Source organism: Leifsonia sp. YAF41, assembly GCF_052113185.1.
Taxonomy (GTDB): Bacteria; Actinomycetota; Actinomycetes; order Actinomycetales; family Microbacteriaceae; genus Cryobacterium.
In genome coordinates, this window is the sequence record NZ_JBFRCS010000007.1 from 143,872 (window position 1) to 165,636 (window position 21,765).

A 21,765-nucleotide genomic window follows, 5' to 3' on the forward strand; every position below is an offset into this window, starting at 1 on the left:
TTCCGCACATGGAAGCCCCCGTTGCGACTCGCTTGCCAATCACATCCGCCGTTCGGTTTTCGGCGTCCGTGATCGGGGCGCTCGCTCTCACCGTCGCGGTCGCGACAATTCTCGTCGTCGTCGGCACCGGCGCCTCCTTCACGACCGCAGTATTTGTGCTCGTCCAGCGCCCGCTCGTCACGGCGACGGCGCTTGCCTGCGGATTTCTGACTTTGTTTCTTCTCACTGCGAGCGCGGCTCCGACCACCCGATGGGGATATGCGTGGCGCGGGGCAGTCGCTGCATCGGTGAGCGTGGTTGTGGCGCCGCTCGCCGTGCTCATTGCCGAGGAATGGATTCCCGGTCGGCCGGGAATGACCGGGGGATTTGCCATCGTGGTTGGCACGGCGGCCGGCTACATTCTGATCGGTGGGCCCGTGTGGGCAGGTCTCATCACCGTTCTCCTCCGACGCACGCTGGTTGCGCCGGGTCAGGCTGCCGCCCCGCCGCTTTCGACCAGGGCCTCAGCCATCGAGCGCCGACGACTCGGTCTCGTGCTCTGCATCGCCGGCCTTCTCACCGCGTTGGGCATCACATTCTTCAGCTTCGTCGCCGCCGTTTACCAGGGCGCAGATTACAAATGCCTGGTGGATGGTCCGCATTCCCCGCTCGCCGAGATCTCGGAGCGTCCCGGCATTGTCACCGGCAACTTCACCGCCTGGCCGATGGGGCGGGAGTGCACCTGGTTGCGCGCCGACGGCGTGGGAACCGTCACGGTGGACTCCGGCAACTGGGTGGCCACCGGTCTCGCGGCATCCGGAATGCTGGTGGCGCTTACCGGTGCCGGCTTCATAGTCTCCGCCCGGCGTGCGACCGCATCATGACGCCACCCTTCGTCTCCCTCACAGCGGAGATTCCGCAAGTCTCGCGAGTAACCGCCGGTCTGAGTCGACAATTCGTAGAATCTCCACTGCTGCGTTCAGGCGATGGTTGCCGGCTGTATCGGCTCGTCGGCTACTCGCCGACAACCCCATCGATGGCCTCGCGCAGCAAGTCGGCGTGGCCGTTGTGCCGCGCCGTCTCCTCGATCAGGTGCAGCAGTATCCACCTGAGGCTCCACTGCCGCCCCTCGCTGTCACGCCCCACCGAGAGCGCATCCAGGTCGACGCCGGCCAATGCCGCCCGATTGCGCCCGCAGGTCGCGCGGTAAAGCTCGCGCAGTTCCTCTGGATCGTCCGTGACGGCGGTGTGAAACTCCCAATCCCGGTCGTCATCCCAGGGCGCACTCGCCCAGGGTTCTTCCTCGGGCCTGCCGAGGAAGCGCTCCTGAATCCAACTGGACTCGACCAGCGCCAGGTGCTTGAGCAACCCCGCGAGCGTCAACTCCGAGGTGGGCAGCCGGGCAGCCATCGCCTCCGCACCCAGGCCATCCGTCTTGCTCAGAAGGGTGGCTCGGTGGTAGTCAAGAAACTGGTCCAGGGCGGCTCGCTCGGGGGCGACGAGGTCGGGGTCAGTGCGCTGGTCCATGTGGAGAGTCTCTCGCACCCGGCGCCGATTGGCCACACGCAGTGGCCATGAACACCGGACGCCCGCGTTGAGTAGCCTCGACACTATGACCACTGCCGCACCGACCGACCCGCCCGCCACTCCTACCCATCGGGGAGTCGACGTGCCCGACGGTCGCGGTCGCACCGGGCTCGACCGGGTCGGCGCCGACCTCACCCGCAACCCCGATGTGGCCGTCACCCGTGTCGAGGTGACCTCCGACGGCTGGCATGTGCTGCGACGCACGACTTTCGACTACCGCCGTGCCGATGGCCAGGTGTCGACTCAGCAGCGCGAAACCTACGATCGTGGCAATGGCGCCACCATCCTGCTCTACGACCTGGCTGCGCAAACGGTGCTCCTTACCCGCCAATTCCGGTTTCCCGCCTACGTGAACGACCACCCAGACGGCATGCTGATCGAGGCCGCCGCCGGACTGCTCGATGACGACGAACCGGACGTGGCCATCCGCCGGGAAGCGAGCGAAGAACTCGGCGTGACCGTGGGCATCCTGCAGCACGTTTTCGATCTCTACATGAGCCCGGGCTCGGTCACCGAGCGGGTGCATTTCTATGTGGCCCCGTACACGCCGGCCGACCAGACCGGTCCGGGCGGCGGGGTTGTCGAAGAAGGCGAAGACATCGAGGTGCTCACGATTCCCGTTGCCGAGGCCCTGACCATGATCACCGACGGCCGAATCGTCGACGGCAAGACGGTCATCCTGTTGCAGTGGGCCGCCCTGAACGTTTTCGGCCGGGCATAGCCGCGGTCGACGTCAACGTCGACGTACGCAAAGGAGGAGATTCTGCGCCACGCCGATCAGGACTGGCGGTTTGGGTCGGCAAGTCGCAGAAAGTCCTCCTTTATGGAGCGGCCCGCACCGGAAACGCGGCGGCAGCGAGCGAGATGGCGGCCTGCGGACGCGGGTCGAGATGGATGCCGACCAGCATGCACCGCACGGAGCCCCCGGCCAGTTCGATGGTCGGGATCTCGAGCGGCAGCAGGGCGCAGCTCTTCTCCAGTGCAGCGATCTGCTGCGCGGAAAGGCTGTCGTACGCCCGACGGGACAATGCGAGCACCGGGCCGTCGCGCCCCTCCAACTCGATCGCGTTGCCCGCGAAATTGCGGATCTGCTCCGGCGTGAGCTCGATCAGGGTGCGTCCGCGGGCCGTCAACCGTTCGGCCACCTCCCGCTGCCGCGCCGGGGAGACGATGCGGTCCAGGCCGATCAGGGCGAACTTCGTACCCACGCACATCAGCACGTTGGTGTGATAAATCTTCGTGCCATGCTCATCCACCGCGTCGAACGCCATCGGTTCATAGCCGAAGTTCGTGCAGAACCGCTCCAGCGCCACCGGGTCGGCCCGATTCGACCGGCAGGCATAGGCGACCCGGCTCTCGTGATCGAGAACCATCGCCCCGRTTCCCTCTAAGAACACGTCGTCGTACTCGAGACCCGAGTAATCGATGACGTCCTGCACCCGGTAGTGACTCTTCAAGAAATCGACGATGTCACCCCGACGTTCGCGCCGACGATTCGACGCGAACATCGGAAAAATAGCCACGTGCCCACCAGAATGCGTCGACAGCCAGTTGTTCGGAAACACGCTGTCGGGCCGGTCGGTCGACTCATCCTCGAACAGATGCACGGTCACGCCGGCCTGCTCGAGAGCGGATGCGACGGCGCTCACCTCGGCATGCGCGGCGAGCGCCAGCCGAGCAAGCTCCTGCCCATGCTCCAAGTCTTGGTAGGCGTTGTCGGCCGCCGTCAGCGGGTTCGGTTCGAAATGATGCGGCCGAATCAGAACGACAGCCGACGGCGCCTGCACTGACACCGGGAGTTAGCTCACGGGCGACAGCGCGCCGACGAGACCGAAGAGATTCTTCGGGTCGTCGGGGTTCGCCACCAGGTCGATGTCTTCGTAGTAGTCGGTCGCGTCGACGGCATCCCGGGCGTAACGCAGCGCCGAGAAGTCTTCGATGGCGAATCCGACCGAGTCGAATACGGTGACCTGTTCGGCTCCGGCAGCTCCGGCCAAACGCCCGGTGGCGCGCCCGGTGAGCACTTCCCACAGCTCGGTGACCGCGAAGTCGGCCGGCATCTGCTGAATCTCGCCCTCGATCCGGGTCTGCTCCGGAAATTCGACGAAGACATCGGCGATGTCGAGAATCGATGCCTCGAGCTCGGTCTTTCCGGGGCAGTCGCCGCCAATCGCGTTGATGTGCACGCCCGGCACGACGAGGTCGCGGGTCAGCACGGTCGCCAACGCTTTGTCTGCGGTGCAGGTGGTGATCACGTCGGCACCGGCGACGGCATCCGCTGCGCTGTCGGCAATGTGCACGGTGAAACCGAGCGGCACGACGTTGCGCACAAACTTCTCCATTGCGGCCGGATCGGTGTCCCAGATGCGAATGTTCGAGATGCCGAGGGCGGTGCGGAAGGCGAGGGCCTGGAACTCGGCCTGGCTGCCGGCGCCGATCATGGCCATGGTGGTCGAGTCGGCGCGGGCCAGCACCTTGGCGGCCATGGCGGATGTCGCTGCCGTGCGGAGCGCGGTCAACACCGTCATCTCGGAGAGGAAGGTGGGGTAGCCGTTGTGCACATCGGACAGCACGCCGAAGGCGGTGACGGTCTGGAAACCGCGCGCCGGGTTGTTGGGGTGCCCGTTGACGTACTTGAAGCCGTAGGTCTCGTAGTCGCTCGTCGGCATCAGTTCGATCACGCCGAAGGGGGTGTGGCTGGCGATGCGGGGGGTGCGGTCGAAGCTCTCCCAGCGACGAAAGTCGCTCTCGATGTAGTCGATCAGGCCGGCGATGATGGTCTCGGGGCCTGTGTCGGCCACCCAGCGAACCATATTTCGAACATCAACGAAACGCGTCATGTGTTACTCCTTCTTGGACCCTTCAACGCTAGATCTAGGCGATATGTAACAGCCATTGGCAGAATGCACAGAACCACAGCCACAATTGCACAGACTGCTACCAATAGATGTACATTGTGCGTATGGCTGTGTTGGATGACCTCGACCGTCGGCTTATCGCCGCGCTGCGCGAAGATGGCCGAGCGCCGGTGGCGACGCTGGCACGCACCCTCGGTGTCGCTCGGGCCACGGTGAACAGCCGGCTCGAACGCCTGGTCAGCTCTGGCACGGTCATCGGCTTCACCGTGCGGGTGCGCGACGAACTCGATCCGCTCGCGATCCAGGCGATGACCTTGATCGAGGTGCAGGGGCGCACGACCGACCAGGTCATCCGGGCCTTGCGCGGGTTTCAGGAGATCCGGGCGTTGCACACCACCAACGGCGGCTGGGACCTCGTCGCCGAGCTGCGCTGCGAGACGCTCGCCGAATTCGACGCGGTGCTCGGGCGCATCCGCCTGGTCGACGGCGTGATCAACAGCGAGACCAGCCTGCTGCTGAGCTCGGTACTGCGCTAGTCACCGCCTCAGGACGCCGCGTGCTCCTGCACGAAGGCGAGGGCCTCGTCGGCCACCTCGCGCCAGCCGTTGTCGATGGTCAGCGAGTGTCCCCGACCGGGGATGGTCGTCTCGACGGTGATGCCCGGGTTCTTCGCTTGAATCTTGTAGCTGGCGTTGGTGATCGCTGTCGGAACGGTGTTGTCTTTCTCTCCGGCGATGATCAGCAGCGGGCCGCGGTCGGGGTTCTTCGAGTCGACCTTCGTCTCTCCGCCGAACGGGTTGAAGTTCGCCGTCGCGGCCTGGAATAGCGGCGCCCCGGCGGCCGGCACATGGTAGGTCTCGAAGAGTTCACGTGCTTCGGCCTCGTCGAGGTTGTTCGCCCAGCCGTATTTGAACTGTTCGAAGGTCAATGCCACGCCCTTGCCGGCGTTGGTCGGATTTCCGAGCACCGGAGCCGCCGACTTCAACGCCGACAGGGGTAGTGGCAGCACTCCCTTGAACGGCGCGTTATCGATCGACACGGTCGCGGCGGCGACCCCCTCGCCGGCGATCTTTTGTGCGATCAAGCCGCCGAAGGAATGCCCGATCACCACGGGCCGCTTCGACAGCATCGCGATGGCGGCCAGGTAGTGGTCGGTGACCTGTTGCACCATTTTGTGGGCGAATGTCTCGGGGTGTTCCCGCGCCTCTGCGACCGTCGCCGGGTCATCCGGCCAGCCCGGCGCAAGGGTCGCAAAGCCGTTGTCTTCGAAGAGATCCCGCCACTTCTGCCAGCTGCTGGAGAGCAGCCACAGGCCGTGCACGAAAACAACGGGAACGAGCCCAGACGCATTGGCCTTCTCGACCTCGGCGAGTTCCCACTCGGCCAGTGTCGCGGTGGTTTCCGTGTCGCTCATCGTGATCCTCAGTTCTCTCGGGTGACGCCAACTGGTCGGAGAGTATGCCGAACGGATGCCATTGGCTAGGCGTGCACGTCCCCCGCGACCAGTTCCGGCGAAATCGGTGCTCTCCTGTCCGCCAACTCGTAGGATCAGGCCATGACGTTCGACGAGACTTCGCCTCCGACCGTCAGGCCGGGCCGACCGGGCTCCAGCTCCAGCACGTTGAAGTTCGTGCGCGACCTCCTCGTGATCGTGATCGTGGCAATTCTCGTTTCCGCGCTCGTGAAGGCATTTCTGGTTCGGGCGTTCTTCATCCCGTCGGAATCGATGGAGGGAACCCTGCGGGTCCAGGACCGCATCCTCGTCAACGAGCTCGTGCCCGCCGTGATCCCGATCGAGCACGGCGACGTTGTCGTTTTTCGGGATCCGGGCGGATGGTTGGACGCCCCGCCGCCCGCTGCCACCGGGTTGACCGGGATGCTCGACGGCGCGCTGGCCTTTGTCGGACTGAGCGCATCCGACAGCGAGAACCACCTCATCAAACGCGTCATCGGACTGCCCGGTGACACTGTCGTCTGCTGCACGGCATCCGGGCAGTTGAGCGTCAACGGCATCTCCCTCGACGAACCGTACATCCAGGTGCCGAGCGAGAACTCCCTGTCGGCGAAGGCAGCTTTCAGCGTGACGGTTCCCACCGGGAGTCTCTGGGTGATGGGTGACAACCGATTCAACTCGGCGGACTCGGCCTACCACTACCTGAAGACTGACGACCCGGCCACCGGTTTCGTTGCCCGCGACGATGTCGTCGGGCGCGCCTTTGTCGTCAGCTGGCCCACGCAGCACTGGGCCTGGCTCGACAATTTTCCGGCCACCTTCGCCGGCACGCCACCGTCTGACGCGCGCTGAATCAGTCGCGCGCTGGATCAGTCGCGCGCTGGATCAGTCGCGCGCTGGATCAGTCGCGCGCTGGATCAGTCGCGCGCTGGATCAGTCGCGCGCTGGATCAGTCGCGCGCTGAATCAGACCAGATTCCGTGCCGCGCTGGCCCTGAGCCTGCTCGATTGATAGCCTGCAAGGCTCGACAATCGGGCAGATCAGGATGTCGAACACGCCATGAGCGATTACCTCACCGTCAACAAAGCCAATTGGGACAACCGCGCCCTTCTGCATGCCGCATCTGCCGACTACGCGGTGTCAACTTTCGAGTCAGACCCGGCGCATCTCTCCGGTGTGGTGCAGTTCGACCTGCCGCTCCTCGGCGACATCCGGGGCCTGCGCGGCGTGCACCTGCAATGCCATATCGGCACCGACACGGTGTCACTCGCGCGGCTCGGTGCCCAGATGACGGGCCTCGATTTCTCACCGACGGCGTTGACCGAGGCGCGCCGGCTCGCCGATCGCACCGGCGACGACGTCGACTTCGTCGAGGCCGACGTCTATCGCGCGCTCGACGTGCTCCCCGCGAGTTCCTTCGACCTGGTCTACACCGGTATCGGAGCATTGTGCTGGCTGCCGAGCATCGATCGGTGGGCCGCGGCGGTGGCTGGTCTCTTGAAACCGGGCGGGCGTTTGTTCATCCGCGAGGGACATCCGGTGCTCTGGTCGATTGGTGAAGAGTTCAGCGACAGCCTGCGCATCGTCTACCCGTACTTCGAACAGGAGGAGCCACTCGTCTGGGACGATGATGACACCTACGTCGAAACGGATCAGCGCCTCACCGCGACGACGACCAACGAGTGGAATCACGGAATGGGAGAGATCGTGACGGCCCTTCTGCGCCACGACATGGAGATCACCGGGTTGGTGGAGCACCAGAGTGTGCCGTGGGAGGCGTTGCCGGGTCAGATGGCCTCCGACGGCACTGGCGAGTGGCGTCTCGACCGCGAGCAGTGGCGGATGCCGCTCAGCTACACCCTGCAGGCGGTGAAGCGATGACGGCGAGCCCGATCGCCGCCGCAACCTCTGCCCCGACCTCTGCCACGGGCACCACGCCGCCGCGCAAACTCACTGTCGTCACCGGTGGCAGCCGGGGAATCGGTGCCGCAATCTGCCGCCGGCTGGCCGCCGACGGGCACGACCTGGTGGTCGGATACCGGCACGACGCGGCCGCTGCCGACAGCGTGGCCGCCGACATCCGGGCCGCAGGTGGCCAGGCGCTGACCGTGGCGGTTGACACGACGGATGAGGAGTCGGTCATCGCTCTGTTCGAGCGGGCCGCCGAGCTCGGTGTCGTCACCGGCCTGGTGAACAACGCCGGCGTGGTGAGCGCCGTCGGCACGCTGGCCGACAATGACCTGGCGGCGATCCGACGGGATCTCGACGTGGACTTGTTTGGCGTGCTCGCCTGCGCGAAATATGCGATCCGGGCCATGACGCCCACGGGCGGCGGGGCCATCGTCAACCTCTCCTCTGCTGCGGCGACGCTCGGATCCCCCGGTTCCTACGTTCACTATGCGGCCGCCAAGGCAGGGGTCGACGCGCTCACTGTCGGCCTGGCGAAGGAGGTGGCCGCCCTGGGCATCCGAGTGAATGCGGTGGCCCCTGGCACCATCTGGACCGATTTTCACCTCGACCCCGAGCGGCCGGCCCAGGTCGCCAAAACGGTGCCGCTCGGCCGGGCCGGGCAGCCAGAGGAGATCGCGGGCGCGGTGGCCTGGCTGCTCTCTGACGACGCAGGCTATGCGACCGGAACCGTGATTCGAGTTGCCGGCGGCCTCTAGTCGCGTCGATCCTCCTCGTCATCAGTTCGGAGGATTTTCGGCGCACCGGCCCACGCCGACCGCGCTCAGCCCATATCGTGGGGCCATGTCCTCCACCCCGACCGCAGCGCGAGCCCTGCTCGAACCCGCGATCGCGGTCGTCTACCTCACGCTGTGGACGGTCGCCGAAATCGGTCGCATCTCGGATCCGCTTGGCCTCTCGATGATGATCGTCATTGCGATCGCCATCGCCCTCGGTCGCATTCGACCGCTCGCCTCCCTGTGCATCGTCGGTCTGCTGCTTCTCCTGCAACTCGCCACAGTGATGCAACCGCCGGAGTCCACGACCTGGCCGGCCTATTTCGGCATCATGATCGTGATCTTTCTCGTCGCCCGGCACGGCAGCGGCCGACTCCCCTGGGTGGCGCTGGCGCTGGGGATTCCGATTGCCGCGATCATCGCCTTCCTGATGGTGATCCCGAGCTGGGTGAGCCCCTCGGGCTGGACCTCCTGGACCGGCCAAGGACGGGACACGAGCGGGGTCGATGAAGCCTTTGTCGTCGCTGCGCTCGTCGCCTTCGGGCTGTATGCCGGGGCCTGGGCAGCCGGCGTCGCGTTGCGGGTATACATCGTGCAGCAACGCAGCAACGCACTGCTCAACCAAACCTCGGCAGAGCTCGGCCGGGCCGAGAACGAGCTGACGCTTGTGAAGGAACGCGACAGAATTGCGCGCGAAGTGCACGATGTCCTCGCGCACTCACTGTCGGTGGTGATCGCCCAGGCCGACGGCGCCCGCTTCATCAGCGCGGCGAAGCCAGACGCCACTCGGGCCGCCCTTGAGGCGATTTCAGATGCTGCTCGGTCGTCTCTGATCGACGTGCGCACGTTCATCGAGGGGTTGCGTGAAGAATCCGGCGATGAGCCTCAACCCACGCTGTCCGACCTCGAGGCTCTGATCGCGCGGGTCGAGGCTGCCGGACTGGATGTTGAGGTTCAGAATTTCGGGCCGGCCAAGTCGATGACGCCCGCGCAGCAACTCGCGCTGTTCCGCATCGTGCAGGAGTGCCTGACCAACGCCCTCCGGCATGCGGGCCGGGCCGCACCGACCCGCATCTCATTCGATTGGCGCGGGCCCGGCCTCGCGCTGACCGTCAGTTCGCGCTGCGACTCCGAGCGGCGCCCCGTCGACGATCTCCCCGGGGTCCCGGCGCCGACAGGCACTGGCCATGGCATCCGCGGGATGAAGGATCGGGCTCGTCTGGCCGGCGGCTGGTTGACGGCCGGCGCATCCGACGGCCCAGACGCCGAATTCCTCGTCACCGTCTTCTTGCCGACCGGCGCGGACGCGATTGAACCACGCAGCCCCCTGGCGGAGCTGACCGCGTGAGCATCGCGGCACCTCGAATCCGCGTGGTGATCGTCGATGATCAGCCGTTGTTCGTCTCCGGCATGCAGATGCTGCTCGAGTCGCAGGCCGATCTCGAGGTGGTCGGCACGGCCGCCGACGGCCAGAGTGGAGTGGAGGTTGTCGAGCGCACCGTCCCCGACATCGTGCTGATGGACATCCGAATGCCGGTGCTCGACGGCATCGAGGCGACCGCGCGCATCGTCGCGGCGAATGAACGTCGGCCGGCCGGAGAGACAGCGGCTTCAGAGCCTCTTCCGCGCGTGATCATCCTGACCACCTTCCAGCGCGATGAGGCCGTCTACCGGGCCATCCGCACCGGAGCGAGCGGATTCATCACAAAGGATGCCACCCCCGAGTTCATTCTCGCCGCGATCCGAACCGTGAACTCGGGCACCGCGGTGCTGGCCCCGAAAGCCACATTCGACCTGGTGCGCGAGTTCGGGGCCACTTCGAACAGCTCGGGCCGCCCGATCGAGCTCGCCCTCGACGTGCTCACCCCGCGCGAACGGGAGATCTTCTTGCTGACCGCGCGCGGGCTGAGCAATGCCGAGACGGCCACGGCGGCGTTCGTCAGCGAAACCACGGTGAAAACGCATGTTCGCGCCATCCTGAGCAAGCTGTCGTTGCAGAGCCGGGTACAGATCGTCATCTATGCCTATGAGAACGGGTTGCTGCGGTACTAACCGGCGCTGCGCCTGCGCGCCTCGGCACACGCGATCGCCTCGCGCATGATTGACGCCGAACACACGCGCCCCTAACCTGAAGTACCCCAGGAGGCCCTCGATGGATGTCGCAGCAGTGTTCGTTTTTCTTCTCACAACGGTCGTCTCCGCCGCCTATCTCGGTGCAATCGTCTATGCCCTGATGCAGATCGTGCGCGCGAGCGACCTGATCGATGTCGAAAAAGTCGTCAGGGTGATCGCGGTGATCGTCGCCCCCTTCATCGGGGCACTCGTCTGGTATTTCTTGGGCCCGCACCCGTTCGGGCTGCGCCTCAGCCGCGACGTGCGCTGAGTCGCAATCCCGCTCGTGCGTGGCGCCCGCTAGTTCGCGACAGTGAACCGGCGCTTCGGGTGGCGCGGGGTCTCGAGCTCGTCGAGCACGGCGACGGCGTAGTCCTGTGTCGATACGGCGTCACCGGCCGGGGAGTCAACGCCGAGCACGTACGAACCGGTGCGCTCACCCGGTGCAATCACCGGGGCCGGCGACAGCATCGTCCAGTCCAAGTCAGTCGACGACCGGTAGTCGTCGAGGATGGCGCCCATGGTGGTCGCCTCTGCCTTGTATACGGTGGGGAATCCCGGCAGATCCTTCAGCTGAACTCCGTCAATTTCGGTGGCGCCAGCACCGCCGACGATGAAGACACGGGCAGGAACGCCCGAGGCAGCGATGGCGCGGTGCGCCTCGAGGAACGGTTCGTGCGACTGACCCGTGCGGTCAGGGGCTACGGCGAGCACGATGACGTCGTGGCTGGCGAGATCAGTGAACGAGGCCAAGTCGGAGAGCTCTGCAACCCGAGCTGTCGCTCCGGCCACGTCTGCTCCGCTGCGCGTGACGGCGGTGACGTCATGGCCACGGCGCAGTGCCTCAGCGGTGATTTCAGTTCCGACCATGCCGGATGCTCCATAGACTGCGATCTTCATTGCGGGCCCTTTCTCCCTGAACTAGCCGACACATGCGGCAATTCCAAAAGAGTATCCGCTTGATACTTAGTACCTCAACGTAATACTGTTACCCAATGGATACTATTGAGCGCCCCTTCGATGTGCTGACCATCGACTGCCCGTCGCGCGTCGTGTTGCAACGCATCGGCGACAAGTGGACGAACCTTGTCTTCCAGGCGCTCAAGAACGGTCCCCAGCGTTTCTCCACCATCCGCACCACCGTTCAGAGGATCACCCCCAAGGTGCTGACACAGACGCTGYGCACCCTGGAACGGGACGGACTCCTCACGCGGCGCATCTACGCCGAAGTGCCACCGCGGGTCGAATATGCCCTCACCCCGCTCGCGCGAACCCTGCTTGAACCCCTCGAAGCCATCAAGACCTGGGCGGAGAGCAACGTCGCCACGATTCTCGATGCCAGGGACAGTTACGACGAACTCAACGGGCTCTAGTCCGGGCGTTCGCCAGCCGCCATCAGGACGCCAGCGCCTCGTCGACGCTCGCATGCGCCCGATGGGTCGCCCTCACACCCTGCCACCAGGCAGTCTTCCGCGCGCGCTCAAGCGAGTCGGCCGGCAGCGCGACGAAATGAAGCTCCACCCCGAGCCCGGCCATCTCGTGGTCGAGGTCGGTGAACGAGTCGATGACCATGACGGTCAGGATGCGCAGCACCGACACGTCGAGGATCACCTTCGGCGGTCGGCCCGCCGCTTCGATATCGTCTTGAATCAGCCGAATGGTCGAGAGCACATTCGCCGTGTACAGCGGGGAGACAAGTTGCAGCACGAGCACGGACGGCTCCGAGACGATGACATCCACTTGGGGTCGGTTGAGCTCGTGCAGCACCATCGCCAGGGTGAACACCACGCCGGCGGCGACAGCGGGGAGCAAGCCCACGGTCAGGCCGATGGCCGCAGTGACGGTGGCGATCCAGAATTCGACCGGGCTGAGTCGACGCAGTCGAATCAGCCCCTTCACATCGATCAGTCCCACCACTGCGACGAAAACGATTGAGGCCAGTGTCGCCTGCGGCAACAGCCTGAGGATCGGTCCGAGAGAGAGCGCAGCGGCGAGGGCCAGCACGACGGTGACGAGCGTCGCCAGCTGCGACCGGGCTCCGGCCTTCTGATTCACCGCGCTCTGCGAGAAACCGCCCGCCGCCGGCATGCTCTGCATCAACGCACCCACGAGGTTGGCGGCGCCGGTCGCCAGAAGTTCCCGGTTGCTGTCGACCTGCGGGTCACCCGCATGGCGGATGCCCCGTGCGACAGACGCGGACTCCAGAAAGGCCATCACCGCGATGGCCAGCGCCCCCGGAATCATGGCGCCGGCATCCTGGAATGTCGGAAACACGGGTATCGGCAACCCGCTCGGCACCGGTGGAATCAGTCCGACGCCGAAGCTGACGATGCCGGTGAACGCGGCGAGCAGGATTCCGGCGACGACGACGATCAAGGGGCCCGGCAATCGAGGCGCAAAGCGTGAGATGAGCAGCAGAGCGACGATGGACGAGGCACTCAGCAGAATCGTGGCGAGGTTCGCTTGGGGAATTGCCTCGATTGTCGCAACGACCGACCTGATGAAACCGTGCCCGCTGAAGTTCGTCTCGACGCCGAGAAGCTTCGGCAGCTCGCCGACCGCGACGGTCGCGCCGACGCCGATCTTGACCCCGGTCAGTGTCGCCTCTGAGATGTTTTCGACGAGGGCGCCGAGATTCAACGCGCGCGCGGCGAGCAGGATGACACCGACGATGACGGTGAGGGTGACCAGGTCGTTCAGGGCTTCCTGCGACCCGGCCGCCACCCCGACGGTCACCAAGGTCGTCGCGGTGAGTGTGGCGATGGTCGACGTCGTCGACACGCTCATCGCCGCCGATCCGCCGATCAACGCGTAGACGAGCATTGGCACCATGCAGGTGTAGAGACCGACCTGCACCGGAAGGCTCGCGATCGTGGAATACGCCATTGCCTGCGGAATCACGACGGCGCCCGCGCTCAGCCCGGCGAGCACATCGTTCCCGATCCAGGCGGGCTTGTAGCCGGCCAGAGTGGGCAGAAGCCATCGTCGCCGCACCGTGACGCCGGGCGGTTTCGCGGTTTCCGCGGTCGGCTGCGTCATGAAGCTCCGTCCGACGAGGTTGCCCCGTCGGTTGCGTGCGCCTCGACGAAGACCGTTGACCAGTCGTTCTTGACGCTCACCACGACGTAGCCGTCAGCGGATGCCGCGGCGAGCGCGGTCTCCGCTCCGGCGTCGTAGGGTGCGTCGCCCCTCCCGGTGTCGTCGTCGTGGTGCACCAGCAGGCTCAACGAGTGGGCGCTGCCCTGGGTGTATCGCAACATCGGAATGTCACCGTTCGAATTTCCGACCGCGAGAATCGGTCGGCGCCCAATGCGGCTCCAGATGCGGACCGGCTTCTCCGGGCCGTCGTCCATGAACGCAAAAGTGGCCTGATAGCGAATCTCTGCGGTGTTCTCGTCGTAGCTGAGCCCGAGCGCCGAGCCGACCACGCGCTCCGGAGGAATCCCGTAGTAGTCGGCGCTGATCGGCCTCATGAAATCGCGGTCACCCCCCGACACGATGTAGCAGCTGAAACCATTCATCTCCAGGTACTCCAGCAACTCGCGCATCGGCTGATAGACCGCGTGCCGGTAGGAGCCGCCCCGAGTGAGATGCTCCGCAGTGCGGTAGAACTCGGCAACGGATCCCGCATAGTCGTCGACGCTCAGATTCGCCGACGAGCGCAAGATGGCCCCGATCATCAGCTTCACGTCGGTGTCATCGCCGGCGTAATGCTTGTTCAGGGCGGCCCCGAGCCAGGCGAAGTCACCCGTCACCGCAGACAGGTACGGCTGTTGTGTCGCGAGGGCTGGGTCGGCTGCGGCGGCGGAGGCCCACTGCTTGACGATGTAGTGCAGCTGGGTGGGCATCGGCTTTTCGGTCCACAGCGTTCCATCGTTGTCGAACACCGCAACCCGTTCCGGCCGGGCGACCGCGTCGGGGCCGTCGCCGGTGACTTGCTCGACGAAGTCGACGATCTGCTGCCGGGTGCGGCCGTCCCGCCACGAGTCGAGCTGATTCATCCCTCTGTCCTTTCGCCTGCCGGGCGCGCAGCGCAGCGTGCGACAGCGACTCCGACCACAGCCACTTTCTCTGCTCGGATCGGCCGGTGCCTCACCCGCCCCGGGTGAGAGGCAGGCCCCGCGGCGCCCTTTCACCCGGCCTGGGTGAGGCCACCGGCATCTGCGCACGCGAACCTGGTCGCCGGGAGGGAACGAGTCACACCATGAGCGAAACACGTCAGGCAGCGAGCGAGCCGGCCGGAGAAGCGGCGAATGCGGCACCATCGCTGAAGACGACACTGCTGCTGGCCGTCCCCGCCGCCGACGTCGACAATTCGAAGGGCGCCTGATGCGCTGGCGACCTCTGGCTGGGCTGACACGACACAACCTCGGCACCGAGGCGCTGGCCGGGGTGACGTTGATTGCCATCGCCGTTCCCCTGAATATCGGTTACGCACAGATCGCCGGTCTCCCGCCCACCGCCGGTCTTTACGCACTCATCGTTCCGGCCATCATCTACGCCCTCGTCGTGTCGTCCCGTCAGCTCGTCGCGTCACCGGATGCCGCGGCTGCGGCCCTCGTCGCGTCGTCGCTCGGCGGACTCGCCGTCGCCGGAACTGCGAACTACATCACGCTGGCGCTGGCGCAGGCGATCATCAGCGGCGTGATGTTCGTCCTCGCCGCGGTGTTCAAGCTCGGGTTTCTGGCCAACTTTCTGTCTAAGCCCATTCTGATCGGCTTCGTCGGCGGCCTGGCCCTCGACATCCTGGTCAGCCAGGTCGCCAAGATGCTCGGCGTGAAGATCGACAGCGGCGGCGAATTCGTCGACAAGGTCAGCGGGCTTGTGGCCGGGCTCGGAACCGTCAACGCGGCATCTGTGGCCATTTCCGTCGGTGCCGTCCTCGTGCTCGTCATCGGCCGAAGGCTCGCACGGGCCGTGCCCTGGGCGCTGGTCGTGCTTGTCGCCGCGACGCTACTCGTGGTGCTCGCGAACCTCGAGGACTACGGCGTTGCCGTGCTCGGCCATATCGACGCCGGGCCGCCCACCCTGACCTGGCCGGTGATCAGCTGGACGGCGTGGCTGCAATTGATCCCGTCCGCGATTGCTCTCACTCTGGTGTCGATGGGTGAGGGTCTGCTCGTTTCGCGCAGCTACGGTGAGAAGCGGGGCTACCCCACGAGTCCGAATCGCGACCTATTGGCCTTCGGACTCTCCAACGTTGCGGCTGGCGCGTCGGGCGGCTTTGCGATCGGATCGTCGACCTCCCGCACCGCAGCCATGGACCAGGCCGGGTCACGCACCCAGCTCCCGTCGGTCATCGTCGGCGTCGGCACGCTGCTGCTGATGCTCTTCGGCACGTCGCTGCTCGAGGACATCCCCTCGCCGGCGATCGGCGCGATCGTTGCCGTCGCCGTCGTCCCGCTGCTCGGAATCCCCGAATTCCGCTCGCTCTGGAAACTCGATCGATTTGAGTTCATCGTCGGTGCCTCCTGTTTTCTCGGTGCCCTCCTGCTCGGGCCGATCGCCGGAATCGTGATCGCGTTCGTGCTCTCGCTGATCAACCTCGCTCGCCGCGCCGCGAACCCGGCCGTCGACATCCTGAGTGCCAACGACTCACCCGACAGCTCGCTGCTCCCCCTCGAACCGACGGTGACGATGACCGCCCCCGGGGTGATTGTGCTGCGATTTGCCGCACCGATCTTCTTCGCGAATGTCGGCGTGCTTGAGGATGCCGCGAAGAAGGCCGTGCGGAAAGCCGGTCCAGAGAAGGTCAAGCATCTGGTTTTCGATCTCGAAGCCGTCACCGACATCGACGTCACCGGCGCCGAGGGATTCGGCGAGTTGTGCGACTGGTTGAAAGAGAAATCCATCCAGATTCATTTCAGCCGGATGCGCCCCGAACTCCGCGACGGGCTCGCGCACTTCGACCTCATCGAGGGCACCACGAGTTTTGGCACAAACCGTGCCGCAATCGCAGCTTTTGCTGAAGCACAACGCCACCTTGAGGAGAAATGATGCTCGCCGTCATCGGATCGATACTCCCGCTCGCCCTCGGAATCGCGATCAGCCCGATCCCGATCATCGCGGCGATTCTGATGCTGCTCTCGCCGAAGGCGCGCGGCACCAGCGTCGGGTTCTTGATCGGCTGGCTTCTCGGCATCGTTGTCACGGTGACGCTGTTCACCCTGCTGTCGTCGGTGATCCCCGAGAGCAACGCGGATGCCACCCAGCCGATCAAGGGGACCATTCAGCTCATCGTGGCGGCGCTTCTGCTGCTTCTGGCGGTCAAGCAGTGGCGCAGTCGCCCGCACGGCGACGAGGAGCCGGCTCTGCCCAAGTGGATGCAGGCGATCGACGGCATGACGGCCGGCAAGAGCTTCGGTCTCGCCTTTCTGCTCTCGGCGGTCAACCCGAAGAACCTGCTGATGGGCATCGCGGCGGGAGTTGCGATCGGTGCCGGTGGCCTGACTGTCGGCGAGACCTCCCTCGTCATCCTCATCTTCACGGTGCTCGCCGGCTGCACCGTCGCCATCCCGGTGATCGCCTACCTGGTGGCGGCCGACAAGATGGCCGCCCCCCTCGAGAAGCTACGCACCTGGCTCGTGCACAACAATGCGACGGTGATGAGCATTCTGCTGCTCGTCATCGGCGTGATGATGATCGGCAAGGGCCTCGACAGTTTCTAGTGCTCGCCGTCCAGTTCTCGGGTGCGCACAAGGATGCGACCGCCACGGCGGCGTGCGAAATCCCGGTGGGCGTGCGAGATCTCGCACGCCCACCGGGATTCCCCACGCCCAGAGTGGCGCCGGCTACCGCGGCGTGATATCGCCGAGCTTCCAGCTGCGATCGAAGTAGGGCTCGAGCGGCCCGTAGAAGCGGAAGTACGAGAACCAGTGCTTGCCCGCAATCGTCTGCACCCAGTTCGCCTCGCCCGATTCGGGCCGTACCGGCCCGAAGAACACGGTGACCGAGCCGTCGGCGTTTCGCACGAGGTCCGCATCCCGCGACCCCCGGTCACCCCGCCGCTGCTCGTTGTCGATGAGACAGCGAGTGGCGATGTCGTACACGGTGACCGACCAGAAGAGTTTCGCGGGGACATCCGCCGGAACCGTCAGAGAGTAGTTTCGCCCGCCGTCGAGCCAGTCATCCTCGGAATCCGTGTAGGCGCCCAGGTAGGCCTGGCCGGCGCCGGGCGTGCGGCTGTTCATTGCTTCCGAGAAGCTGACCGCCTCGTAGAACCACGCCGTGCGCTCCAAGAGTTCTTCGTACCCCTTCCCGCGCTGCGACGGATTGGTCAGGTTGAGCACGTGGTCCCAGTGGCGATCGGGCCAGTAGATCGATCCCGGAAACCGCTTGGCGAAGGCATTGGCCTGGGCCATCAGCTCCCCCGTGGCGCTTGCGCGCTCAAGGAGTGCGCGCATCCGTTCGTCGGGTTCAAAGGGTTTGCCCTTTTCAATGCCCAGCTGGCGCAGCATGGCGAGATAGAACCTGTCGCGTTCGTCGACGATTTCGCTCTGATAAATGCCATGCAGGCGCTCCCAGTACTCGATCCCGCCCGGCTGATCGCCGGTCCAGGTCTTGCCGTCCGGCGAGATGAGCCGGGTCGCCGGTGGATTGTGGCGCTGCGAGTACGGGTAGATCTTGACTGCGTCGACGAGCGACTGGGCGCGAACCGGATCCGGGTCAAGAGTGCGGAACCCGAAGAAGATATTGACACCTGTCGACTTCAAGACGTAGTAGCCGTCGGCGGCTGGGGCTGCTTCCCCGGGCGGAACGATGAGGTATTTTCCGCCCTGGCCCTGGTCGGGGCCCATCTCCCCCAGCGCACCGATTTCTCGCTGCCAGAAGTCTGAGACTCCCCCCGCGGTGGGTCCGGCAGGCAAGTCGATGACGAGTGCGCCCGATTCGCTCAGATCGAAGAAGTTGAGAATATACGGAGTCGTCGCGTTGGCCGTGATGAGGCCCAACCGGTCGCGGTAGGACAGATAGTGCACGAGGTCAGACCCCGTTGCCCCGAAGACGTCGTAGTGCTGCGTCTTCCACTGTGCATACGACACGAGTGGCAGTGCCCACAGATAGGCCTGGCACGCCTGTTGAAAGTCGAGTTCGTCGAAAACGACAGAGAGATCCTCACGCCTCGGCAATTCGCCGTCGTACTGAACTCTGTCCACCAGGGTGTCGATCAACTCAACTGACATTCGCAGCACCTCCGATTACGTGCTCGTTCGCCGGAAGAACGAGTCAATTTCACGGTACGCAGGGCCACCTTCCCGGTTCTCACCCGATGCGGATGAATACGCACCGAGCGTGATCAGCTCACCCGTTTCGGGTGTGCAACCGGCCGCCGATGCACCCTAAACATGGTTCACAGCCTGTCAATTCTCACGGGCCATCTGACTTCCGACGAGAACGGAATCCACACAATGACCACTCGCACCTCAACCTCCAGCAGCCAGATGGAACGCCGATCGGGCTGGTGGGGTGCATTCGCCGGCCTGATCGTCGCGGTCCTGATCGCTTTCCCGCTCTCCACAGCCTTCGCCTTCGCCACGCATCCGGCCACACAGCGCCTGTTCGGCGGCCCGCTCGAGACCGCTTCTCGCGGGGGCTATGCCGCCTTCTGGTGGCTGCTCACCCTGCTGCTGGCCGCCCTGCCCTTTCTCGTCGGATTCGGAATAGCCAAGTTGTCGGCCAAAGGACTCGCCATCGCCGCTGCGGTCGTCGCCGTCTTCGTGATCGCCATCGTGGTTCTCGGGCAGCTTTTCGTCTACTGATCCTCGATCTCCCGCACGAGCGGGAGACAGCACAACGGGCGTCGCGCGGATCTCCGCGTGACGCCCGTTCTCGTGGTCCATCCTCGAGCGGCGTGACTCAGCTGAGCAGCTTGGCCTTGGCCGCCGTGAACTCCGCGTCGGAGAGCACGCCCTGGGCATGCAGGGCGGCGAGCTGCTGCAATTGGGCAATCATCGGGTCGACCGGCGGCGCTGCAGGCGGTGCTGTGGCCGCGTACTGGGCTTGCTGCTGCGCCTGATACTGCGCTGCGTCGTACTGCTGAGCGGCCTGCTGTTGCTGGTGCCGTTCCATTCCACCGCGCACCGCAGTGGCGGTGCCGGCGATGACCGCCGTGCCGGCGGCCAGGCCGAGCAATCCCGGGCGTCCAAAACGTCTGATCAGTGGCATTGAGACTCCTTCTCGCGGTTATTCGGTCAGTTCGGCGTCGGCAGATTCGGCGTCAAGCTCGGCAAGTGCCTCGTTGACCACCGGCGCCGGAATCCGATCGGTGTGAATCACGTATCCCCCCGAGTCGGCCAGTGCCGCAGCTAACTCCCGGGCCCAGGTGTGCTCGATCACGGCCATCGCTGCAGACGTGCCCGGAGCGAGGTGTGCGGCCATCTCGAGGATGTCTTCGTCGGCGGCCATACCCGACGCCTCGAGCACGAAGCCGCCCAATCCGTAGCCGTCAGCATCGTCTTCGAGCTCGGCCGAGCTGATCCCGCCCGTCTCGTCGACGCTGACCACGAGCAAGTCGAGCAGGCGGATGGTGCCTTCCACGACGACGGCTGCGAGCGCATCGCGCAGCTCGGGTCCTGGTCGCTCGCCGTCGAAACCGATGAGCAAGATCTCGACGGGGCCGTACGTGTATTCGGTCATGGCTAGTGAACCTCGATTCAGGATGCGGGGACGAAGGGCGAGTCGTGGGACAGGTGGATGTCAATCGATGCGGGTGATCGGGGGAAGGGTGTAGCTCTGATCGAGCACCGCTTCACGGGGCTCATACATGCGCAGGATCGGCCGGAATTCACCGGATGGCGACGGAAGCCAGTTGGCGGCGGCGGTCGCATCGGTGGGCCGGTCGTGGCTCATCGTCAGGGTGAGCCCCCCATCGGCGTCGTAGACCAGCCCCGGAGTCCGATCCCCCACGGAGTACCGGTTGATCGGATTCTCGACCAGGTAGAAGTTCGGAAGCGAGTACATGGTGAGCGACCAGAAGGCGTCGACCGGCGGCAGCGTCGGCAGACGCAACTGGTAGCTGCGGCTGCCGGTCAGTTGCTCGTCGTTGTTGTCGACGTAGGTCATGATGTAGGCCGCCTCATACGCGTGGTTGCCCCACAAACCGGCTTTGGCCGCGGCAGCGCGCTCGATGATGCGCAACTGTGGATCGCTGATCTTGAACTGTGGGTCATCCAGCGCACCTACCTCGAAATAGTCGAGGTTGTAGTCGAAGAGGTGCAGGGTCAACATCCACCCGTTCACCTGTGGACTGGTGCCCGACCGGAGCACCGCGGTGAGCTTGTCCTCGCCGGCCTGCACGCCGGCCGCGAGTGCTTCGGCCCGATCTGCGGCCAGCTCGAGGTACGGCGAGGGACCAGCCGTGGTTATTCCGAGGTCGGCGTAGGAGTTCTGCAGGGCGACGTCGCGCGCCGGCGGCGGAAACTCCTGCGACCACAAGCGCAGCTTTTCGAGAAAGAGCAACTCGGCGGGAACACCCGCGCTGGGAGCCGGAATCCCCTCGGGAACTGCCGACCCGTCGAGCTGAGTGAGAAGGGACGCATCCTGCAGCGCATGCACGGCCGGCAGATCTTCCGCTCCGTCACAGGCCCAACGCCCGATGATCGATCCGACCCGGGTGGGGAATCGAATCAGTGTCGTGTTCGCGGGCACCTCGCCCGACCACCCGGGCGCCACCAACAGATAATCGCCGGCGGCGGTGACGGTGGCCCGGTGGCCGACGTAGGCGAAGTTGTCGGTCCAGGCATCGACGAATTGCATGACGTAGTAGCGTCCGGCGGTGTCGGGAACGTGAAACGCAACCGGCCCCACGCCGAGGTCGATCTGCGCGATCGAGTAGACGGTGTCGTTGTTGACCGAGACGAAATCGTCGCTGGGACCGGCCAACGCACGCGAATGGCTGAAGTGATTGAACGGAGCTGACGGCGCCGCCCCGATGCCCTCTTCGACGAATCGGGTCACCTGATCGAGATTGAAGACCAGCGGAAAGCCGTAGAGATAGGCCGCCCCGGTAGTGGCAACGACGTCAGTCTCGGCGACAAGTTCGGTCTCAGACATTTGTCCCCCTCACACCGCCCACGGTTGGTCACGAGCGGTCACT

The 21,765-nt window shown here is 65.3% G+C and carries 25 protein-coding genes; 14 read left to right on the plus strand and 11 right to left on the minus strand.

What is annotated here, in order from left to right; all coding sequences use genetic code 11:
- Positions 1-8 precede the first annotated feature (8 nt).
- Complete coding sequence (locus AB4Y63_RS08450) at positions 9-863, plus strand: hypothetical protein (protein ID WP_441790612.1); 855 nt, start codon at positions 9-11, stop codon at positions 861-863.
- A 130-nt stretch (positions 864-993) separates the two neighbouring features.
- Here AB4Y63_RS08450 and AB4Y63_RS08455 read toward each other — a convergent pair whose 3' ends face one another.
- On the minus strand, positions 994-1,506 hold the full coding sequence (locus AB4Y63_RS08455) for a DinB family protein (RefSeq protein WP_441790613.1): 513 nt from the start codon (positions 1,504-1,506) through the stop codon (positions 994-996).
- Positions 1,507-1,591: 85 nt separating this feature from the next.
- Between AB4Y63_RS08455 and AB4Y63_RS08460 the strand changes: the two genes are divergently transcribed.
- Positions 1,592-2,287 carry an NUDIX domain-containing protein gene (locus tag AB4Y63_RS08460; protein WP_441790614.1) on the plus strand — a complete coding sequence of 232 codons (696 nt, stop codon included), beginning with the start codon at positions 1,592-1,594 and terminating at the stop codon, positions 2,285-2,287.
- 100 nt (positions 2,288-2,387) lie between these two features.
- On the opposite strand, the gene ctlX is transcribed toward AB4Y63_RS08460, so the two are convergent.
- Positions 2,388-3,359 carry a citrulline utilization hydrolase CtlX gene (ctlX, locus tag AB4Y63_RS08465; protein WP_441790615.1) on the minus strand — a complete coding sequence of 324 codons (972 nt, stop codon included), beginning with the start codon at positions 3,357-3,359 and terminating at the stop codon, positions 2,388-2,390.
- A gap of 6 nt (positions 3,360-3,365) precedes the next feature.
- Positions 3,366-4,406, minus strand: a complete 1,041-nt coding sequence (locus tag AB4Y63_RS08470) for an ornithine cyclodeaminase (protein WP_441790616.1) — start codon at positions 4,404-4,406, stop codon at positions 3,366-3,368.
- A 122-nt stretch (positions 4,407-4,528) separates the two neighbouring features.
- Here AB4Y63_RS08470 and AB4Y63_RS08475 point away from each other — a divergent pair, with 122 nt between their 5' ends.
- A complete protein-coding gene (locus AB4Y63_RS08475; protein WP_441790617.1) occupies positions 4,529-4,960 on the plus strand; it encodes an Lrp/AsnC family transcriptional regulator in 432 nt (143 codons plus the stop codon).
- An 8-nt stretch (positions 4,961-4,968) separates the two neighbouring features.
- Here AB4Y63_RS08475 and AB4Y63_RS08480 read toward each other — a convergent pair whose 3' ends face one another.
- On the minus strand, positions 4,969-5,838 hold the full coding sequence (locus AB4Y63_RS08480) for an alpha/beta hydrolase (RefSeq protein ID WP_441790618.1): 870 nt from the start codon (positions 5,836-5,838) through the stop codon (positions 4,969-4,971).
- A 141-nt stretch (positions 5,839-5,979) separates the two neighbouring features.
- Between AB4Y63_RS08480 and lepB the strand changes: the two genes are divergently transcribed.
- The 6 genes from lepB to AB4Y63_RS08510 all read left to right on the plus strand — a co-directional run bounded on the left by lepB (position 5,980) and on the right by AB4Y63_RS08510 (position 10,944).
- Positions 5,980-6,729 (plus strand): signal peptidase I, encoded by a 750-nt coding sequence (gene lepB, locus AB4Y63_RS08485; protein ID WP_441790619.1) that lies wholly within the window; start codon positions 5,980-5,982, stop codon positions 6,727-6,729.
- A 207-nt stretch (positions 6,730-6,936) separates the two neighbouring features.
- Positions 6,937-7,758, plus strand: coding sequence for a class I SAM-dependent methyltransferase (locus AB4Y63_RS08490; RefSeq protein ID WP_441790620.1), 822 nt, complete (start codon positions 6,937-6,939; stop codon positions 7,756-7,758).
- Entirely contained in the window at positions 7,755-8,543 is a 789-nt protein-coding gene (locus AB4Y63_RS08495; protein WP_441790621.1) for an SDR family NAD(P)-dependent oxidoreductase, read from the plus strand. Before AB4Y63_RS08490 ends, AB4Y63_RS08495 begins: the two co-directional genes overlap by 4 nt.
- 85 nt (positions 8,544-8,628) lie before the next feature.
- Positions 8,629-9,909: a sensor histidine kinase gene (locus AB4Y63_RS08500; RefSeq protein ID WP_441790622.1), complete on the plus strand. Its 1,281-nt coding sequence runs from the start codon at positions 8,629-8,631 to the stop codon at positions 9,907-9,909.
- Positions 9,910-9,911: 2 nt separating this feature from the next.
- Complete coding sequence (locus AB4Y63_RS08505) at positions 9,912-10,613, plus strand: response regulator (RefSeq protein WP_441790758.1); 702 nt, start codon at positions 9,912-9,914, stop codon at positions 10,611-10,613.
- Between the two features lie 100 nt (positions 10,614-10,713).
- Entirely contained in the window at positions 10,714-10,944 is a 231-nt protein-coding gene (locus tag AB4Y63_RS08510) for a hypothetical protein (protein ID WP_441790623.1), read from the plus strand.
- Between the two features lie 29 nt (positions 10,945-10,973).
- On the opposite strand, the gene AB4Y63_RS08515 is transcribed toward AB4Y63_RS08510, so the two are convergent.
- Positions 10,974-11,573 carry an NAD(P)-dependent oxidoreductase gene (locus AB4Y63_RS08515; RefSeq protein ID WP_441790624.1) on the minus strand — a complete coding sequence of 200 codons (600 nt, stop codon included), beginning with the start codon at positions 11,571-11,573 and terminating at the stop codon, positions 10,974-10,976.
- 95 nt (positions 11,574-11,668) lie between these two features.
- Between AB4Y63_RS08515 and AB4Y63_RS08520 the strand changes: the two genes are divergently transcribed.
- Positions 11,669-12,046, plus strand: a complete 378-nt coding sequence (locus AB4Y63_RS08520; RefSeq protein ID WP_441790625.1) for a winged helix-turn-helix transcriptional regulator — start codon at positions 11,669-11,671, stop codon at positions 12,044-12,046.
- A gap of 22 nt (positions 12,047-12,068) precedes the next feature.
- Here AB4Y63_RS08520 and AB4Y63_RS08525 read toward each other — a convergent pair whose 3' ends face one another.
- Both AB4Y63_RS08525 and AB4Y63_RS08530 read right to left on the minus strand, forming a co-directional pair.
- Entirely contained in the window at positions 12,069-13,712 is a 1,644-nt protein-coding gene (locus AB4Y63_RS08525; protein ID WP_441790626.1) for a SulP family inorganic anion transporter, read from the minus strand.
- The gene (locus AB4Y63_RS08530; RefSeq protein WP_441790627.1) at positions 13,709-14,674 is read right to left on the minus strand and encodes an HAD family hydrolase; all 966 of its coding nucleotides are present in this window, start codon (positions 14,672-14,674) and stop codon (positions 13,709-13,711) included. Before AB4Y63_RS08530 ends, AB4Y63_RS08525 begins: the two co-directional genes overlap by 4 nt.
- A gap of 203 nt (positions 14,675-14,877) precedes the next feature.
- Here AB4Y63_RS08530 and AB4Y63_RS08535 point away from each other — a divergent pair, with 203 nt between their 5' ends.
- From AB4Y63_RS08535 to AB4Y63_RS08545, 3 genes are read left to right on the plus strand one after another with little or no spacing between them, the layout of a single operon-like run.
- Positions 14,878-15,003: a hypothetical protein gene (locus AB4Y63_RS08535; protein WP_441790628.1), complete on the plus strand. Its 126-nt coding sequence runs from the start codon at positions 14,878-14,880 to the stop codon at positions 15,001-15,003.
- Entirely contained in the window at positions 15,003-16,670 is a 1,668-nt protein-coding gene (locus AB4Y63_RS08540) for a SulP family inorganic anion transporter (RefSeq protein ID WP_441790629.1), read from the plus strand. The genes AB4Y63_RS08535 and AB4Y63_RS08540 overlap by 1 nt, the downstream gene beginning before the upstream one ends.
- A complete protein-coding gene (locus tag AB4Y63_RS08545; RefSeq protein WP_441790630.1) occupies positions 16,667-17,341 on the plus strand; it encodes a GAP family protein in 675 nt (224 codons plus the stop codon). The genes AB4Y63_RS08540 and AB4Y63_RS08545 overlap by 4 nt, the downstream gene beginning before the upstream one ends.
- A gap of 123 nt (positions 17,342-17,464) precedes the next feature.
- Here the strand turns inward: AB4Y63_RS08545 and AB4Y63_RS08550 are convergent, their stop codons facing one another.
- Positions 17,465-18,853: a DUF1254 domain-containing protein gene (locus tag AB4Y63_RS08550; RefSeq protein WP_441790631.1), complete on the minus strand. Its 1,389-nt coding sequence runs from the start codon at positions 18,851-18,853 to the stop codon at positions 17,465-17,467.
- A 225-nt stretch (positions 18,854-19,078) separates the two neighbouring features.
- Between AB4Y63_RS08550 and AB4Y63_RS08555 the strand changes: the two genes are divergently transcribed.
- Complete coding sequence (locus AB4Y63_RS08555; protein ID WP_441790632.1) at positions 19,079-19,429, plus strand: hypothetical protein; 351 nt, start codon at positions 19,079-19,081, stop codon at positions 19,427-19,429.
- Between the two features lie 97 nt (positions 19,430-19,526).
- On the opposite strand, the gene AB4Y63_RS08560 is transcribed toward AB4Y63_RS08555, so the two are convergent.
- The 3 genes from AB4Y63_RS08560 to AB4Y63_RS08570 are packed head-to-tail and all read right to left on the minus strand — an operon-like array spanning position 19,527 to position 21,722.
- Positions 19,527-19,835 (minus strand): SHOCT domain-containing protein, encoded by a 309-nt coding sequence (locus AB4Y63_RS08560; protein ID WP_441790633.1) that lies wholly within the window; start codon positions 19,833-19,835, stop codon positions 19,527-19,529.
- An 18-nt stretch (positions 19,836-19,853) separates the two neighbouring features.
- The gene (locus tag AB4Y63_RS08565) at positions 19,854-20,306 is read right to left on the minus strand and encodes a DUF6325 family protein (protein WP_441790634.1); all 453 of its coding nucleotides are present in this window, start codon (positions 20,304-20,306) and stop codon (positions 19,854-19,856) included.
- 60 nt (positions 20,307-20,366) lie between these two features.
- Entirely contained in the window at positions 20,367-21,722 is a 1,356-nt protein-coding gene (locus AB4Y63_RS08570; protein WP_441790635.1) for a DUF1254 domain-containing protein, read from the minus strand.
- Between the last annotated feature and the right edge of the window lie 43 nt (positions 21,723-21,765).